15 protein-coding genes and 1 riboswitch are annotated in these 16,755 nt (G+C 59.1%); of the genes, 9 read left to right on the top strand and 6 right to left on the bottom strand.

The annotated features are described in order from the left end of the window. Positions 1-61: 61 nt before the first annotated feature. The 4 genes from cra to FT726_RS03190 all read right to left on the bottom strand — a co-directional run bounded on the left by cra (position 62) and on the right by FT726_RS03190 (position 4,087). Positions 62-1,072 carry a catabolite repressor/activator gene (gene cra / locus FT726_RS03205; protein WP_346302391.1) on the bottom strand — a complete coding sequence of 337 codons (1,011 nt, stop codon included), beginning with the start codon at positions 1,070-1,072 and terminating at the stop codon, positions 62-64. A gap of 197 nt (positions 1,073-1,269) precedes the next feature. After that, positions 1,270-1,761 (bottom strand): acetolactate synthase small subunit, encoded by a 492-nt coding sequence (gene ilvN, locus FT726_RS03200; protein WP_010615603.1) that lies wholly within the window; start codon positions 1,759-1,761, stop codon positions 1,270-1,272. A 2-nt stretch (positions 1,762-1,763) separates the two neighbouring features. After that, a complete protein-coding gene (ilvI, locus tag FT726_RS03195) occupies positions 1,764-3,488 on the bottom strand; it encodes an acetolactate synthase 3 large subunit (RefSeq protein ID WP_346302390.1) in 1,725 nt (574 codons plus the stop codon). 419 nt (positions 3,489-3,907) lie between these two features. Continuing rightward, on the bottom strand, positions 3,908-4,087 hold the full coding sequence (locus FT726_RS03190; protein WP_346302389.1) for a hypothetical protein: 180 nt from the start codon (positions 4,085-4,087) through the stop codon (positions 3,908-3,910). Positions 4,088-4,219: 132 nt separating this feature from the next. Between FT726_RS03190 and leuL the strand changes: the two genes are divergently transcribed. The 5 genes from leuL to leuD all read left to right on the top strand — a co-directional run bounded on the left by leuL (position 4,220) and on the right by leuD (position 9,073). Beyond that, complete coding sequence (gene leuL / locus FT726_RS27615; protein ID WP_125308910.1) at positions 4,220-4,303, top strand: leu operon leader peptide; 84 nt, start codon at positions 4,220-4,222, stop codon at positions 4,301-4,303. A gap of 93 nt (positions 4,304-4,396) precedes the next feature. Then, positions 4,397-5,959: a 2-isopropylmalate synthase gene (leuA, locus tag FT726_RS03185; protein WP_021507571.1), complete on the top strand. Its 1,563-nt coding sequence runs from the start codon at positions 4,397-4,399 to the stop codon at positions 5,957-5,959. Between the two features lie 2 nt (positions 5,960-5,961). After that, positions 5,962-7,053 carry a 3-isopropylmalate dehydrogenase gene (gene leuB, locus FT726_RS03180; RefSeq protein ID WP_058759633.1) on the top strand — a complete coding sequence of 364 codons (1,092 nt, stop codon included), beginning with the start codon at positions 5,962-5,964 and terminating at the stop codon, positions 7,051-7,053. 4 nt (positions 7,054-7,057) lie between these two features. Next, positions 7,058-8,464 (top strand): 3-isopropylmalate dehydratase large subunit, encoded by a 1,407-nt coding sequence (leuC, locus tag FT726_RS03175; RefSeq protein ID WP_058759634.1) that lies wholly within the window; start codon positions 7,058-7,060, stop codon positions 8,462-8,464. Positions 8,465-8,467: 3 nt separating this feature from the next. Further along, a complete protein-coding gene (gene leuD, locus FT726_RS03170) occupies positions 8,468-9,073 on the top strand; it encodes a 3-isopropylmalate dehydratase small subunit (protein WP_058759635.1) in 606 nt (201 codons plus the stop codon). 204 nt (positions 9,074-9,277) lie between these two features. Here the strand turns inward: leuD and FT726_RS03165 are convergent, their stop codons facing one another. Continuing rightward, positions 9,278-10,459 carry an MFS transporter gene (locus tag FT726_RS03165; RefSeq protein ID WP_282995903.1) on the bottom strand — a complete coding sequence of 394 codons (1,182 nt, stop codon included), beginning with the start codon at positions 10,457-10,459 and terminating at the stop codon, positions 9,278-9,280. Positions 10,460-10,713: 254 nt separating this feature from the next. Between FT726_RS03165 and sgrR the strand changes: the two genes are divergently transcribed. The 4 genes from sgrR to thiQ all read left to right on the top strand — a co-directional run bounded on the left by sgrR (position 10,714) and on the right by thiQ (position 15,843). Further along, the gene (gene sgrR / locus FT726_RS03160; protein WP_058770626.1) at positions 10,714-12,375 is read left to right on the top strand and encodes an HTH-type transcriptional regulator SgrR; all 1,662 of its coding nucleotides are present in this window, start codon (positions 10,714-10,716) and stop codon (positions 12,373-12,375) included. Between the two features lie 70 nt (positions 12,376-12,445). Further along, a riboswitch (TPP riboswitch) is annotated at positions 12,446-12,539 on the top strand. Positions 12,540-12,585: 46 nt separating this feature from the next. After that, entirely contained in the window at positions 12,586-13,572 is a 987-nt protein-coding gene (thiB, locus tag FT726_RS03155; protein ID WP_215800378.1) for a thiamine ABC transporter substrate binding subunit, read from the top strand. Beyond that, positions 13,548-15,158 (top strand): thiamine/thiamine pyrophosphate ABC transporter permease ThiP, encoded by a 1,611-nt coding sequence (gene thiP, locus FT726_RS03150; protein WP_346302388.1) that lies wholly within the window; start codon positions 13,548-13,550, stop codon positions 15,156-15,158. Before thiB ends, thiP begins: the two co-directional genes overlap by 25 nt. After that, positions 15,142-15,843, top strand: coding sequence for a thiamine ABC transporter ATP-binding protein ThiQ (gene thiQ, locus FT726_RS03145; protein WP_215800380.1), 702 nt, complete (start codon positions 15,142-15,144; stop codon positions 15,841-15,843). Before thiP ends, thiQ begins: the two co-directional genes overlap by 17 nt. Here thiQ and FT726_RS03140 read toward each other — a convergent pair. Next, positions 15,840-16,604: a DedA family protein gene (locus tag FT726_RS03140; protein ID WP_058759640.1), complete on the bottom strand. Its 765-nt coding sequence runs from the start codon at positions 16,602-16,604 to the stop codon at positions 15,840-15,842. The two genes, thiQ and FT726_RS03140, sit on opposite strands and share 4 nt — an antisense overlap. Between the last annotated feature and the right edge of the window lie 151 nt (positions 16,605-16,755).

Here is a 16,755-nt window from a genome sequence, read left to right as displayed (position 1 = left end):
GTGTGCGTCTGGTTAAATATGGATGAGAGAAATTAGCGCGGGCGACATCTCGCCCGACGCTTCATTTAGCGCGACGACTTAATTGTCCGCGGCGGAATAAATTACGGCGGATACGGGTTAAACCCGGCTTCGGTTTGCGTGGCTCATCCAGCGAAGCCAGTACCAGCTCCAGCACACGCTCAGCAACATCGCGATGGCGCTGCCCTACCGCCAGCACCGGGCACTCCAGAAAGTCTAATAATTCGTGGTCGCCGAAAGTCGCAATAGCCAGGTCAGTTGGCAAGCGGCCGTCACGCTTCAGCGTCACGTCCATCACCCCCTGCAACAGGCCAAACGAGGTGGTAAACAGTGCTCCGGGCATCGCGTGGTCTTCAAGGTATTTTTCAAACAGCGTCGCCGCAGCGGCGCGGTCAAAGCTGTTGCAATAGATGAAATCGATCGGGCGCTCATCGCCCTGCCACGCCTCGCGGAACCCCATTTCACGCAGGAAGCTGACCGACAGCTCCGGCAGCGCGCCGAGAAACAGCACGTTTTTCACCGGCAGCTGACGCAATTCAGCCGCCAGCGCCTGCGCGTCATCCTGATCGGCACCAACCACGCTGGTGAAGTGTTCACGATCCAGCGCGCGGTCCAGCGCGATAATCGGCAGCGGGTCGTTGACCCAGCGCTGATAGAACGGATGTTCCGGCGGCAGCGACGTGGAGACGATGATCGCATCCACCTGACGCTGCAGCAGGTGCTCAATGCAGCGCATTTCGTTATCCGGCTGATCTTCGGAACAGGCAATCAGCAGCTGATAGCCGCGCTGACGCGCCTGGCGTTCGAGATAGTTGGCGATGCGGGTATAACTGGTGTTTTCCAGATCGGGAATCACCAGACCAATCGAACGGGTGCGTCCGGCGCGCAGGCCCGCAGCCACCGCGTTGGGGTGATAGTTGTACTCACGCACCACCGCCATGACTTTCTCAACGGTTTTGTCGCTGACACGATACTGCCGCGCTTTGCCATTGATGACATAGCTCGCCGTGGTGCGCGACACGCCCGCCAGGCGCGCAATTTCATCCAGTTTCACGATGACACCTTAATTCTGATAAGCCAGGGCTGGCGAAAATGTCCGCAGAGTAGCTAAGGGTAAAACATTTGTAACATCTAACCGCAGAACAGTACGCTGAGCAACCGCTTTTCATGCACAAGCGGCCGAAGCGCATAAAATAAAAAAACCCGGCATTCCGCCGGGTTAGCTTGAAAACCGATGATAACTTTGCGGTATTAACGCATTACGCGATCGCCGCGTGATACCCCGACGATGCCGGAACGCGCCACTTCAACGATTTCCGCCACTTCACGCACGGTGTTGAGGAACGCGTCGAGTTTATCGCTGGTGCCGGCCAGCTGAACCGTGTACAGCGTCGGCGTCACATCAATGATCTGCCCACGGAAAATTTCCGCGCTGCGTTTTACCTCTTCGCGACCGTACCCGCTGGCCTGAATCTTCACCAGCATGATTTCACGCTCGACGTAAGCGCCCTGCCCCAGTTCGCTGACGCGTAACACGTCCACCAGCTTGTGCAGCTGCTTTTCGATCTGCTCCAGCACTTTCTGGTCGCCCACGGTCTGAATGGTCATGCGCGACAGGGTAGGATCGTCGGTCGGCGCGACGGTCAGGCTCTCAATGTTATAGCCGCGCTGGGAAAACAGCCCCACCACGCGCGACAATGCGCCGGATTCGTTCTCCAGCAGAACTGATAAAATACGACGCATAATTAAGTCCTCTCCGTTTTGCTCAACCACATCTCATCCATCGCGCCACCGCGAATCTGCATCGGGTAGACGTGCTCGCTGCCGTCCACCGTGACATCCACAAACACCAGACGCCCTTTCGCCAGCGTATCGAGCGCCAGCTGCAGCTTCTCTTCCAGCTCAGCCGGATGCTGAATCGCGATGCCCACGTGGCCATAGGCTTCCGCCAGGCGCACGAAGTCCGGCAGCGACTCCATATAAGATTGTGAATGGCGGCCGGAGTAAATCATGTCCTGCCACTGTTTCACCATGCCGAGGAAGCGGTTGTTCAGGTTCAGCACCAGCACCGGCAGGTCGTACTGCAGCGCGGTCGACAGCTCCTGAATGTTCATCTGGATACTGCCGTCGCCGGTCACGCAAATTACGGTCTCCTGCGGCAGCGCCATCTTCACGCCGAGTGCCGCCGGCAGGCCAAAGCCCATAGTGCCGAGGCCGCCGGAATTGATCCAGCGGCGCGGTTTATCGAACTGGTAGTAAAGCGCAGCGAACATCTGGTGCTGGCCGACGTCCGAGGTCACATACGCCTCACCGTGTGTCAGACGACAAATGGTTTCGATCACCGCCTGCGGTTTGATTTTGTCGCTGCTGCGGTCAAATTCCAGGCATTTGCGGCTGCGCCAGCCTTCAATGCTCTGCCACCAGTCACGCAGGCTATCGAGCTCCTGCTTCGCCTCGCTCTGCGCCAGCAGCTCCAGCATCTGCGTCAGCGTCTGTCTGGCATCGCCGACAATCGGAATATCGGCGCTGACGGTTTTAGAGATCGAGGTTGGATCGACGTCAATGTGCATCACGGTGGCATTCGGGCAATACTTCGCCAGATTGTTGGTGGTGCGGTCGTCAAAGCGTACGCCGATACCAAAGATCAGATCGGCGTTGTGCATGGTCATGTTGGCTTCATAGGTGCCGTGCATACCGAGCATGCCCACACACTGGCGATGCGAGCCCGGGAACGCGCCCAGCCCCATCAGCGAAGTGGTGACCGGAATATTCAGCTGCTCTGCCAGCTGCAGCAGTTCCGCCTCGCAGCCAGAAGTAATGGCCCCGCCGCCGACGTAAATTACCGGCTTGTGCGCCGCCAGCAGCGTCTGCAGCGCGCGCTTAATCTGGCCTTTGTGGCCCTGCAGCGTCGGATTGTAAGAGCGCATGCTGACGGTTTCCGGCCACACGTATGGCAGCTTGTTAGCCGGATTCAGAATATCTTTTGGCAGATCGATCACCACCGGCCCCGGACGACCGCTGGCCGCCAGCCAGAAGGCTTTTTTCAGCACTGTCGGAATCTCTTCGGTGCTTTTCACCAGGAAGCTGTGCTTCACCACCGGACGCGAAATCCCCACCATGTCGCACTCCTGGAAGGCGTCATAGCCAATCAGCGAGGACGGCACCTGACCGGAGAGGATCACCAGCGGAATGGAATCCATATAGGCGGTCGCAATACCGGTGATAGCGTTGGTGGCGCCAGGACCTGAGGTGACCAGCACCACGCCGACTTCGCCGGTCGCGCGCGCCAGGCCATCCGCCATATGTACGGCGCCCTGCTCGTGGCGCACCAGCACGTGGTCAATACCACCGACCGTTTGCAGCGCATCATAAATATCGAGCACCGCACCGCCCGGATAACCGAATACCTGCTTAACGCCCTGATCGATTAACGAACGGACGACCATTTCGGCTCCTGACAACATCTCCATTTTCTGCCTCCAGGCTTGAGAGCCAGCTGCGCCAGCAAACGCTATCCTGCGTGCCGCTCGCATCTGTCCCTTTATTGCCAATTAAGATCAAAACCTTATGTTTATGCTCAGAAGACGCCATTCATTTCGTCTTCCAGGTACAGGGAATCTACCTGCGTGGATTCTTTTGAGAGTAGGTCGATTACCATAACCGCAGAAAACCCGGCCTGCAAACGTCATAAGGCGGCACGGCGCTGTCAGTGACAAAAAAGGCACTGACGCGTGATTATCGCCCGGGAGGAATAAACTAATGCGATGGCATAAGGACAGAGGAAAATGCTGGTTTGCAGATTATTTACAGCGTGTTGTAAGAAATATGATTTTCATATTGCAAGCGTGTTTAGCCCACAATTTTTTCCGTTACCGCGTTTCTGGCGTGATTAACTCTTAAATCCCTCTTCCACATCACAATCTGCTAAGCAACAAGCTTTATCTTGTTTTTCCACCTGACGAATAAGCCTTACTAAAAACATAGAATTCAGCAACTTAAAATTACCCGCCTTTTTTAAAAGATTTTTTAAAGTGGCATAACGCGCTAAGCCACCGTTAATTAATGGCAATGCTCTGTGATGACCGATAATCCCAGCACATCGCCCTTTTCCGGCCAGAGAAATACCCTTTCACTTAGGGTTGACATCGCCAGGCGAATCCAGTACCAATATGTGCAGCACTCATTTTACGAGGTTTGATTCATGTCACGTTCTTTTCGTCTACTCGGTCTACTACTTAACGCATCCAGTTTGCGCGGTAGACTCGTGGGCGAAATCAACAACTGATTCGAACCTGCTGAAAGTTAAAAAACCCGCGCCACTGCGCGGGTTTTTTTATGCTCGTAGCACCGGCGAAGTCAATGCAAAAGGAAGATGACCATGAGCCAGCAAGTAATAATTTTCGATACCACTCTGCGCGACGGCGAACAGGCATTACAGGCCAGCCTGAGTGTTAAAGAAAAACTGCAGATCGCCCTGGCGCTGGAAAGGATGGGCGTGGATGTAATGGAAGTCGGTTTTCCGGTCTCTTCGCCGGGTGATTTCGAATCCGTGCAGACTATTGCCCGGACCATCAAAAACAGCCGCGTGTGTGGTCTGGCGCGCTGTGTCGAGAAAGATATCGACGCGGCTTACGAATCGCTGCGCGTGGCCGACGCCTTCCGTATTCACACCTTTATCGCCACTTCGCCGATGCACATCGCCACTAAACTGCGCAGCACGCTGCCGGAAGTGATTGAACGCGCGGTGCACATGATTAAGCGGGCGCGCAACTATACCGATGACGTTGAGTTCTCCTGCGAAGACGGTGGCCGTACGCCGATTGACGACCTGTGCCGCATGGTAGAAGCCGCAATCAACGCCGGCGCCACCACCATCAATATTCCTGACACCGTGGGCTACACCCTGCCGGGCGAGTACGCCAACATTATTGGTCAGCTGGTACAGCGCGTACCCAACATCGACAAAGCGATTCTGTCCGTTCACACCCATGACGATCTGGGCATGGCGACCGGTAACGCCATTGCGGCAGTGCTGGCCGGTGCGCGTCAGGTCGAAGGCACGCTGAACGGCCTGGGCGAGCGCGCCGGTAACTGTGCGCTGGAAGAGGTGATCATGGCGATCAAAACTCGTCAGCAGATCATGAACGTGCACACCAATATCAATCATCAGGAAATCTACCGCACCAGCCAGATTGTCAGCCAGATCTGCAACATGCCGATCCCGGCCAACAAAGCGGTGGTCGGTTCCAACGCCTTCGCTCACTCTTCCGGCATTCATCAGGATGGCGTGCTGAAGAACCGCGAAAACTATGAAATCCTGACGCCAGAATCGATTGGCCTGCACAAAATTCAGCTGAACCTGACGTCCCGCTCCGGCCGTGCCGCCGTGAAGCACCGTATGGAAGAGATGGGTTATAAAGAGTCCGATTACAACCTGGATACGCTGTACGACGCCTTCCTGAAGCTGGCGGACAAAAAAGGCCAGGTGTTCGATTACGACCTGGAAGCGCTGGCCTTCATTAATAAGCAGAATGAAGAGCCGGAGTACTTCCAGCTGAACGAATTCAACGTGCAGACCGGCTCCAGCGTCACCGCGACGGCGTCGGTGCAGCTGGGCTGCGGCGAAGAGGCCAAAGCCGACGCCGCCACCGGTAACGGTCCGGTTGATGCCGTCTACCAGGCCATTAATCGTATCACCGGCTTCGATGCTGAGCTGGTGAACTACAAGCTGACCGCGAAAGGCCACGGCGAAAACGCGCTGGGTCAGGTCGATATCGTAGTCAACTACAACGGGCGTAAATTCCACGGCGTGGGCCTGGCGACCGATATCGTCGAATCCTCGGCGAAAGCGATGGTGAATGCCCTGAACAACATCTGGCGGGCAAAGCAGGTCGAAAAAGAATTGCAGCGTAAATTTAAAGATCAGAAGGAAACGGTGTAACTATGACTCAGTCTTATCATATTGCGGTAATGCCAGGCGACGGAATCGGTCCGGAAGTGATGGCGCAGGCCATGAAAGTTCTCGACGCGATTCGCGCGCGCTTCGATATGCGCATCACCACCAGCGAATATGATGTCGGCGGTATCGCCATCGATCGTCACGGTGAACCTTTACCCGCCGCCACCGTGGCCGGTGCTGAGCAGGCCGATGCCATTCTGTTCGGCTCGGTCGGCGGTCCAAAATGGGAACACCTGCCGCCAGCCGGCCAGCCTGAGCGCGGTGCGCTGCTGCCGCTGCGTAAACACTTCAAACTGTTCAGCAACCTGCGCCCGGCGGCGCTGTACAAAGGTCTGGAAGCATTTTGCCCGCTGCGCAGCGACATCGCCGCCCGCGGCTTCGATATCCTGTGCGTGCGTGAGCTGACCGGTGGCATCTATTTCGGCCAGCCGAAAGGCCGCGAAGGCAGCGGCGCGCATGAACGCGCTTTTGATACCGAGGTCTATCACCGTTTCGAAATCGAGCGTATTGCCCGCAACGCCTTTGAAGCTGCGCGCAAACGTCGCAATAAAGTGACTTCTGTTGATAAAGCTAACGTGCTGGCGACCTCGGTGATGTGGCGTGAAATCGTCAACGAAGTGGCAAAAGATTATCCGGATGTGCAGCTGAGTCATATGTATATCGACAACGCCACCATGCAACTGATTAAGGATCCGTCGCAGTTTGACGTTTTACTCTGCTCGAATCTGTTTGGTGACATTCTGTCGGACGAGTGCGCGATGATTACCGGCTCGATGGGCATGCTGCCTTCGGCCAGCCTGAATGAAGAGGGATTCGGCCTGTTCGAACCGGCGGGCGGTTCCGCACCGGATATCGCTGGCCAGAACATTGCTAACCCGATTGCGCAGATTCTGTCGCTGGCGATGCTGCTGCGTTTCAGCCTGAACGCTGACGCCGCTGCGGATAGCATTGAGCGCGCGGTAAGCCGTGCGCTGGAAGCGGGCCATCGCACCCGTGATTTGGCCGGTGACGGCCCTGCCGTGAGCACCGATGAAATGGGCAGCATCATTGCCGGTTACATCAGCGAGGAAAAATAACAAAATGAAAAGCTTATACCAGAAGTTATTTGATGCACATGTCGTTCACGAAGCGCCAGACGAAACGCCGTTACTGTATATCGATCGTCACCTGATTCACGAAGTCACCTCGCCGCAGGCGTTTGACGGTCTGCGTGCGCACGGCCGCAAAGTGCGCCAGCCGTCGAAGACCTTTGCCACCATGGACCACAACGTTTCCACCCAGACCAAAGACATCAACGCCTCGGGTGAAATGGCGCGTATCCAGATGCAGGAGCTGATGAAGAACTGTGCTGAGTTCGGCATTCAGCTGTATGACCTGAACCACCCGTTCCAGGGCATTGTGCACGTGATCGGTCCTGAGCAGGGCATGACGCTGCCGGGCATGACCATCGTTTGCGGCGACTCGCACACCGCCACGCACGGCGCCTTCGGTTCCCTGGCGTTCGGTATCGGCACCTCCGAAGTGGAGCACGTGTTCGCCACCCAGACCCTGAAACAGGGCCGGGCGAAAACCATGAAGATTGAAGTGCTGGGCGAAGCTGCGCCGGGCATCACCGCCAAAGACATCGTACTGGCGATCATCGGTAAAACCGGTAGCGCCGGCGGCACCGGTCACGTGGTTGAATTCTGTGGCCCGGCGATTGAAGCGCTGAGCATGGAAGGCCGCATGACGCTGTGCAACATGGCGATTGAGATGGGCGCCAAAGCGGGACTGGTGGCACCGGATGACACCACGTTTGCCTATCTGAAAGACAAGCAGTTTGCGCCGAAGGGCGAGCAGTGGGAACAGGCGGTGGCATACTGGCGCACCCTGAAGTCCGACAGCGACGCGCAGTTTGACGCCGTCGTGACGCTGAATGCTGCCGATATCGCGCCGCAGGTCACCTGGGGCACCAATCCGGGCCAGGTGATGGCCGTGGATCAGGCCATCCCGAATCCGGCCTCGTTTGCCGATCCGGTTGAACGTGCTTCCGCCGAAAAAGCGCTGGCCTATATGGATCTGCAGCCGGGCATCAAACTGACTGAGGTAGCGATCGATAAAGTGTTTATCGGTTCCTGCACCAACTCACGTATCGAAGATCTGCGCGCGGCTGCCGCGATCGCCAAAGGCCGCAAAGTGGCGCCGGGCGTAGTTGCGATGGTGGTGCCGGGTTCCGGTCCGGTGAAAGCGCAGGCTGAAGCCGAAGGCCTGGACAAAATCTTCCTCGAAGCCGGTTTTGAGTGGCGTTTGCCGGGCTGTTCGATGTGCCTGGCGATGAACAACGACCGTCTGAATCCGGGCGAGCGCTGTGCCTCAACCAGTAACCGTAACTTTGAAGGTCGCCAGGGTCGCGGCGGTCGCACCCATCTGGTGAGCCCGGCGATGGCTGCTGCGGCGGCGGTAACCGGTCGTTTTGCCGACATTCGTGAATTGACTCAGGGAGCTTAAGCCATGGCGAACAAATTTACCCAACACACCGGGATTGTGGCCCCGCTGGATGCCGCAAACGTCGACACCGATGCCATCATCCCGAAGCAGTTTTTGCAGAAAGTGACGCGCACCGGCTTTGGCGCGCACCTGTTCCACGACTGGCGTTTTGATGATGACGCCGGCACCCAGCCTACCGCCAGCTTCGTGCTGAATAAGCCGGAGTTCAAAGGCACCAGCATCCTGCTGGCGCGCGAGAACTTTGGCTGCGGCTCCTCGCGTGAACATGCGCCGTGGGCGCTGACCGACTTCGGTTTTCACGTGGTGATTGCGCCGAGTTTCGCCGACATCTTCTACGGTAACAGCTTTAACAACCAGCTGCTGCCGGTAAAGCTGAGCGAAGAGCAGGTCGATGAAATGTTCAAACTGGTGGCCGCGCAGCCGGGTATCCGCTTCACCGTCGATCTCGAAGCGCAGACCGTCACCGCCGGCGACAAGGTTTATAGCTTTGAAATCGACAGCTTCCGCCGTCACTGCATGATCAACGGCCTCGACAGCATTGGCCTGACGCTGCAGCATGAAGCGTCCATCGCCAGTTACGAATCCAGCCAGCCAGCGTTTCTGCGTTAAGGTTTACCCGGTGCGCATCAATGCGCACCCTACAGCAAACGCGCCAGTAATTTGGTCGCCATTGATGGCGACCAAAGATGCTTAAATGCACAATGCCCTGTAGGGTCGCCATTTATGGCGACCAAAAATGTGCAAAACATGCCCGAAACGCGCAAGGCCCCGCAGGGTCGCCATTTATGGCGACCTTCAACCTTCACACCGCCCTCACTGCGCATCGCGCACCCGCGCCGCCAGCAGCAACGCCACCACCGCCATCACCAGCGCCAGCCAGTACACCGACTCATGACCAAAGCGCTCACTCAGTATCCCCTGAATCAGGCCGGCGATAATCAGCCCGGTTGAGATCGAGGTGGTGAACATGGTGGTCGCTGCACCGGCACGGCCCGGCATCAAATCCTGAAACCACAGCATGCCGATGCCGGCAATGATGCCGATAAACGCAGCGTTAAACAGCTGCAGCACCATCAGCGCGGTTTGAGAACGGAACAGCACCAGCCCGAGATAAAACACAATCGCCGCCACCAGCGCCAGCAGCATCAGCTTGCGCTTGCCGTAGCGCTTCGCGTAATGGCCGGCCAGCAGCATGATCGGGATCTCCAGCCCGGCGGCGGTGCCCATCAGCAGACCCGCCAGCTTCTCCGGCAGGCCAAGGGTTGCGCTGATATACAGCGGCATATCAATGATATACATGGTATTACACGCCCACATCACCACCGAGGCGATAAACAGCAGCCGCACCTGGCTGTCTTTCCACGGGCTGAGCTGCATCAGCACCTGCTCCGGCGTGGCGGCGATGCGCGGCACCGAGGGCAGCGTGCGCCAGATCAGCAGCATACTCAGCAGAAAAATCACCGCCGCCACGCAGAATAGCGTGACGAAGCCGTAGTTGAGCGCCAGCGCGAACGACAGCGGCGGCCCAATCACCCACGCCAGCGACAGCTGGGCGCGCATCACCGAACTGAACATCACTACTTCACGCGCCGACTGATCGGCATATTCACGCGCCAGCGCGAAGATCTGCGGAATCGCCACGCTGGCCAGCGCCGACAGCAGCACGCCGAGGGTGATGAGCGTCAGATAGTGACGGTTAAAGGCAAACAGTAGCGCGTTGGCCACCGCCATCAGGCAGCAAAACAGGATCAGATGACGGCGATCGCCACGGTTATCCGAACGCTTCGCCATCAGCAGGCTGATTACGATCCCGGCGACGGCGTTGATGGTAAAGAACAGGCCGACCCAGAACGGTCGCACCTGCACCTCGCGCGTCAAAAACAGGCTGAGCGTCGGCGCCTGTAACGCCCCCGCCACGCCGACCATAAATGACACCGCCATAAAGGAGAGGTAAACCGGATTCAGGCGGCGCGGCCGCGGTAACAGCGATTTCATGCAGAAATCCCTTTGAGGAAAAAGACCGGGAAAAAAACAGCGTAGAAGATTCCACAGCAAAACGAAAAAAGCCAGCAGAGAAAAACTCCGCTGGCGGTGAAATTGCACCCTACTCAGAAAAGGTTCCACGTCGGCGGAACTGCTGGCAGAGCGCCATTCATTGCTGAATGCCTCCCGCTCTTCCATTGCCCGCCAGTATGCCTCTAATATGGGGCAGGAAAAACTGAGCGAAGTCGAGAAGGAGTTCCCCTTTTATGTCCTCTGCGCGTCTGCAACAGCAATTCATTCGCCTGTGGCAACACTGTCAGGGCCAGGATCAGGAAACCACGCTGAGCGAGCTGGCTGAACTGCTGCACTGCTCACGCCGCCACATGCGTAACCTGCTGAACGCCATGCAGGCGGCGGGCTGGCTGATCTGGCAGGCTGAAGCCGGTCGCGGTAAACGCTCGCTGCTGAGCTTCTGCTACACCGGACTGGCGCTACAGCAGCAGCGCGCCGAAGACCTGCTGGAGCAGGATCGCATCGATCAGCTGGTGCAGCTGGTGGGCGATAAAAACCAGGTGCGGCAGATGATTGCCGCGCACCTTGGCCGCAGCTTTCGCCAGGGCAAGCATATTCTGCGCGTGCTCTACTACCGGCCTCTGCCTAACCTGCTGCCTGGCTCGCCGCTGCGCCGTTCAGAAACCCATCTGGCGCGGCAGATATTCAGCGGCCTGACGCGTATAAATGAGGAAAAGGGGGAAATCGCCGCCGACATTGCCCATCACTGGCAGCAAACCTCTCCGCTGCACTGGCGCTTCTTCCTGCGGCCGGCAATCCGCTTTCATCATGGCCGCGAGCTGGAGATGGAGGATGTCATCGCCTCGCTGGAGCGGGTGCGCAGCCAGCCGCTGTTTTCGCACATCGACCAGCTGCACTCGCCAGCGCCGTGGACGCTGGATATCCATCTCAGCCAGCCGGACTGCTGGCTGCCGTGGCTGCTGGCCAGCGTCAGCGCCATGATTCTGCCGCGTGAGTGGCCGACGCTGCGCCACTTCGCCCGTCAGCCCATTGGCACCGGTCCGTACAGCGTGGTGCGCAACCAGCAAACCCAGCTGAAAATCGCCGCGTTTGATGACTACTTCGGCTACCGCGCGCTGATTGATGATGTCTCGATCTGGGTGCTGCCGGAGATCAGCGATGAGCTGGTCTACGCCGGTGTAAAACTGGAAGGCGAAAACGACGACGAAAAATCGGAAGAGAGTCGCCTCGAAGAGGGCTGCTATTTTCTGCTGTTCGATCAGCGCTCTGAACGCGGGCGCGATGCCGGTTTCCGCCGCTGGGTGAGCGATCTGCTTAATCCTATCGCGCTGCTCAATCATGCCGGCGTCGGCTATCAGCGCTACTGGTTCCCGGCTTATGGCCTGCTGCCGCGCTGGCACCATCGGCGCGATATCACTCCGGCCCACAAGCCCGACGGCGTGACCCAGCTGACGCTCAGCTGGTACAGCCACCACGTCGAACACGAGGGCATCGCCAATGCGCTGCGGCCGCTGCTGGCGCAGCAGGGCGTCGAGCTGATTACCCGCGAAGTGAGCTACGAAAGCTGGTTCGACGGCGCGGGCGAGAGTGACATCTGGCTGGGCAGCGTCAACTTTACCCTGCCGCTCGACTACGCCCTGTTCGCTCAGCTCTACGAGCTACCGCTGATGCATCACTGTATCCCGCTGGACTGGCAGGCCGACGCCGCGCGCTGGCGTGAGAAAGCGCTGCCGCTGGCGGAGTGGAGCAAACAGCTGGTAAACAGCGACTATCTGCATCCGCTGTTTCATCACTGGCTGCTGCTGGAGGGCCAGCGCAGCATGCGTGGCGTGCGGCTGAACACGCTCGGCTGGTTTGACTTCAAGTCCGCCTGGTTCGCCCCGCCGGAGCTGTAAAAAGGGCAGCAGGAGACAACACGACCGGCAGGTGAACCTTTCGCGTTGTCCTGTAAATGTCTAGAATATGTCGTTCTCAACGGGGTGCCGGTTAACTGGCTGAGAGAGACCCGTCGAACCTGATCCGGCTCGTACCGGCGTAGGGATTTGAGATGCTCCGCCCTCAGATCCTTTGCGACGCAACCTTACCTTCTCCTTAAGGAACGCAAAGTGTTAAATAAAGTTCTGCCCCTGTTGCTGCTGATCGCTGCGCCGGCTCTGGCGGCCAAACCCGTCCTCACCGTGTATACCTACGACTCGTTCGCCGCCGACTGGGGCCCCGGTCCGGCAGTGAAAAAAGCCTTTGAAGCCCGCTGCGGCTGTGAGCTGAACTATGTGGCGCTGGAGGATGGCGTATCGCTGCTTAATCGCCTGCGCATGGAAGGAAAGAACAGCAAGGCCGACGTGGTGCTGGGGCTGGACAATAACCTGATTCAGGCGGCGGAAAAAACCGGCCTGTTCAGCAAAAGTACAGTGGATACCCGCGGGCTACAACTGCCGGACGGCTGGCACAATGACACTTTTATCCCGTTTGATTACGGCTACTTCGCGTTCGTTTACGACAAAAACAAGCTGAAGAATCCGCCGCACAGCCTGAAGGAGCTGGTCGAAAGCCCGGAAAAATGGCGGGTGATTTATGAAGATCCGCGCACCAGCACGCCGGGGCTCGGTCTGCTGCTGTGGATGCAGAAAGTGTACGGCGATGATGCGCCGGCGGCCTGGCAGAAGCTGGCCAGCAAAACCGTGACCGTCACCAAAGGCTGGAGCGAAGCTTATGGTCTGTTCCTCAAAGGCGAAAGCGATCTGGTGCTGAGCTACACCACCTCGCCGGCTTACCACATTATTGAAGAGAAAAAGGATAACTACGCCGCCGCGCCGTTCAGCGAAGGCCACTACCTGCAGGTAGAAGTGGGCGCGCAGCTCGCCAGCAGCAAACAGCCGCAGCTGGCGCAGCAGTTCATGCAGTTTATGGTGTCGCCAGCGTTTCAGAGCACCATTCCCACCGGCAACTGGATGTATCCGGTGATCAAAAGCGATTTACCCGCCGGTTATCAGGCGTTACCGGTGCCCGCGAAAGCGCTGCAATACACCCCGACAGAGGTGGCCGACCATCGCGCGGCGTGGATTAGCGCGTGGCAGCGCGCCGTCAGCCGCTGATGCCCGGCTGGCTGCTGCCCGGAGCGCTTAGCGCACTGCTATTGTGTGCGGTCGCGCTGCTGGCGCTCGGTGCCCTGCTGCTTGCCGCGCCGGCCACTGACTGGCGCGCGCTGCTCAGCGATAGCTATCTGCACCATGTGCTGGCGTTCTCCTTTGAGCAGGCGCTGCTGTCAGCGCTGCTTTCGGTGCTGCCGGCCATTCAGCTGGCCCGCGCGCTCTATCGCCGCCGTTTTACCGGTCGTACCCTGCTGCTGCGCCTGTGCGCCATGACGCTGGTGCTGCCGGTGCTGGTCGCCGTATTCGGTCTGCTGAGCGTCTATGGGCGCAGCGGCTGGCTGGCGCAGCTGTGCGCTGCCGTCGGTATCGACTATCACTTCTCGCCTTACGGCCTGCAGGGCATTTTGCTGGCGCACGTGTTCTTTAATCTGCCGCTTGCGACGCGCATGCTGCTGCAGGCGCTGGAGAGCATTCCCGGCGAGCAGCGCCAGCTGGCGGCGCAGCTCGGTCTGCGCGGCTGGTCGCTGTTTCGCCTGCTGGAGTGGCCGTGGCTGCGCCGTCCGCTGCTGCCAACGGCAGCGCTGATCTTTATGCTGTGCTTCGCCAGTTTTGCCACCGTGCTGGCACTGGGCGGCGGTCCGCAGGCCACCACGCTGGAGCTGGCCATTTATCAGGCGCTTAGCTTTGATTACGATCCCGGCCGCGCCGCGCTGCTGGCATTACTGCAGCTCGGCTGCTGTCTGCTGCTGGTGCTGCTCAGCCAGCGCTTCAGTAAAGCGATTCCGGCCGGTAGCCAGACGGTGCGCAGCTGGCGCGATCCGCAGGATTCCTGGCACGCACGCGTCGCGGATACGCTGCTGATTACGCTGTCACTGCTGTTACTGCTGCCACCGCTGGCGGCGGTGCTGGTCGACGGCTTACGCGGCGGCATTGCCGGCGCGCTGCAACAGCCCGCGCTGTGGCAGGCCACATGGACGTCGCTGCGTATCGCACTCGGTGCCGGTGTGCTGTGCGTGCTGCTGACCATGATGCTGCTGTGGAGCAGTCGCGAACTGCGCCAGCGTCAGCAGCGCTTCGCCGCGCAGGCCATGGAACTCAGCGGAATGCTGATTCTGGCAATGCCGGGCATCGTGCTGGCAAGCGGGTTCTTTCTGCTGTTCAACGCCACCGTTGGCCTGCCGCAGCGTGCCGATGCGCTGGTGATCTTCACCAACGCGCTGATCGCCATCCCCTACGCCATGAAAGTGCTGGAAAATCCGATGCGCGATCTCAGCGCGCGCTACGCTCAGCTGTGCGCCTCGCTGGGCATCAGTGGGTTTACTCGCCTGCGGCTGATTGAACTGCGGGCGCTGAGACGTCCGCTGGCGCAGGCGCTGGCCTTTGCCTGCGTGCTGTCGATTGGGGATTTCGGCGTGGTGGCGCTGTTTGGCAGCGCCGATTTCCGCACCCTGCCGTTTTATCTGTTCCAGCAGATTGGTGCCTATCGCGGTGCCGATGGCGCGGTGACCGCGCTGCTACTGCTGCTGTTATGCCTGCTGCTGTTTACGCTGATGGAAAAATTACCGGGTCGCCATGCTGACACTGAATAACCTTACTTATCTCTACCAGCATCTGCCGATGCGCTTCAGCTTTAGCGCACAGGCCGGTGAACGTCTCGCCATTCTCGGCCCGAGCGGCGCGGGCAAAAGTACCCTGCTGAGCCTGCTCGGCGGCTTTCTGCCGGTGAGTCAGGGCAGCCTGCTGATCGATGGCGTCGACCACACCCGCAGCGTGCCTTCCGCGCGACCGGTATCGATGCTGTTTCAGGATAACAATCTGTTTCCGCACCTGACGGTGCAGCAAAATCTGGGGCTGGGCCTGCATCCCGGCCTGAAGCTGACGCGCGAACAGCAGCAGCAGGTACAGCAGATTGCGGAGCAAACCGGGCTGGAATCGATGCTGACGCGTCTGCCCGGCCAGCTCTCCGGCGGCCAGCGCCAGCGCGTGGCGCTGGCGCGCTGCCTGCTGCGCAATCAGCCGGTACTGCTGCTGGACGAACCGTTTTCGGCACTCGATCCGGCGCTGCGCAGCGAGATGTTACAGCTGGTGCGCGCGGTGTGCGAGGCGCGCACTATCACGCTGCTGATGGTGTCGCACAGTCTGGAGGATGCGCAGCAGATTGCGTCACGCAGCCTGGTGATTGTTGACGGTCGGGTGTACTGGGATGGCAGCACCGCCAGCCTGCTGCGCGGAGAAAGCCCGGCGGCCGCCATCCTTGGCGTATCACCGCGTTAAGCGAAGAACACCTTCCACAGCAGCTGCAGGAAAATTGGCATCATCGGGTGGAACAATAGCGCAATAAAGGCACCCACACCGATGAGCGCCATTAGCGGAGCCAGCCAGCGCAGCCGCGCCTGCGGCAGATAAGGCGTAGCCCAGTCGACGCTTTTGCCGCTGCGCCACCAGCGCCACAGCAGCCAGCCGCCGATCCACAGCAGCAGCGCCACCGCCAGCAGCAGCCATTTGAAGCTGTCGCCCTGCGCCGCCTGCGGCACGTCGATCGCCACGCCCGCCAGAATGCCCGGCATCAGGTAGGCCGGCGGCCACAGGATGCAGCCGATAATGTTCGGCGGCAGGAATTTACGCACCGGCAGCTCCAGCATGCCGGCCGCCAGCGGAATCAGCGGACGCGTCGGTCCGACAAAGCGCCCCACGAGGATGGTAAACATGCTGTGCTGATGCAGCGCGTGCTCGGTTTTATCCAGCAGCCCTTTGTATTTTTGCAGGTATTTCCAGCGGTGCAGCGGTCCCTGGAATTTCCAGCCAATGCCGTACGACACCCAGTCGCCAATCAGACAGCCGGCCAGCCCGGCGGCCCACGCCGGATAGAGCCCGATTTGTCCGCTGCCCACCAGCGCGCCAAGGCTGGCCATCAATACCGTGCCCGGCAGCAGCAGGCCGACAAACGCCAGCGACTCAAGAAAGGTCACCAGCGCCACGGCAATCAGCGCGTACTCCAGCGATTGCGTAAACAGGTGTTGGATCCAGGCTTCCATAACTATCCTCTGCGGAATATAGAGGCTGGATTGTCCTGAGACAGCCCCACAGCGTCAAGCAATTCCCCGCGCTGCCGCACGCCCGCGCCGCGCGGACGACGGCACCACCGGCAGTACACTGTATAAACATCCATGATATACTGAAATGAAT

This window comes from Pantoea sp. Morm, assembly GCF_016643525.1.
In the GTDB taxonomy this organism is placed as follows: domain Bacteria; phylum Pseudomonadota; class Gammaproteobacteria; order Enterobacterales; family Enterobacteriaceae; genus Pantoea; species Pantoea dispersa.
The sequence above is the reverse complement of the archived record's forward strand: the minus strand, read 5'-3'. Positions and strand labels throughout refer to the sequence as shown.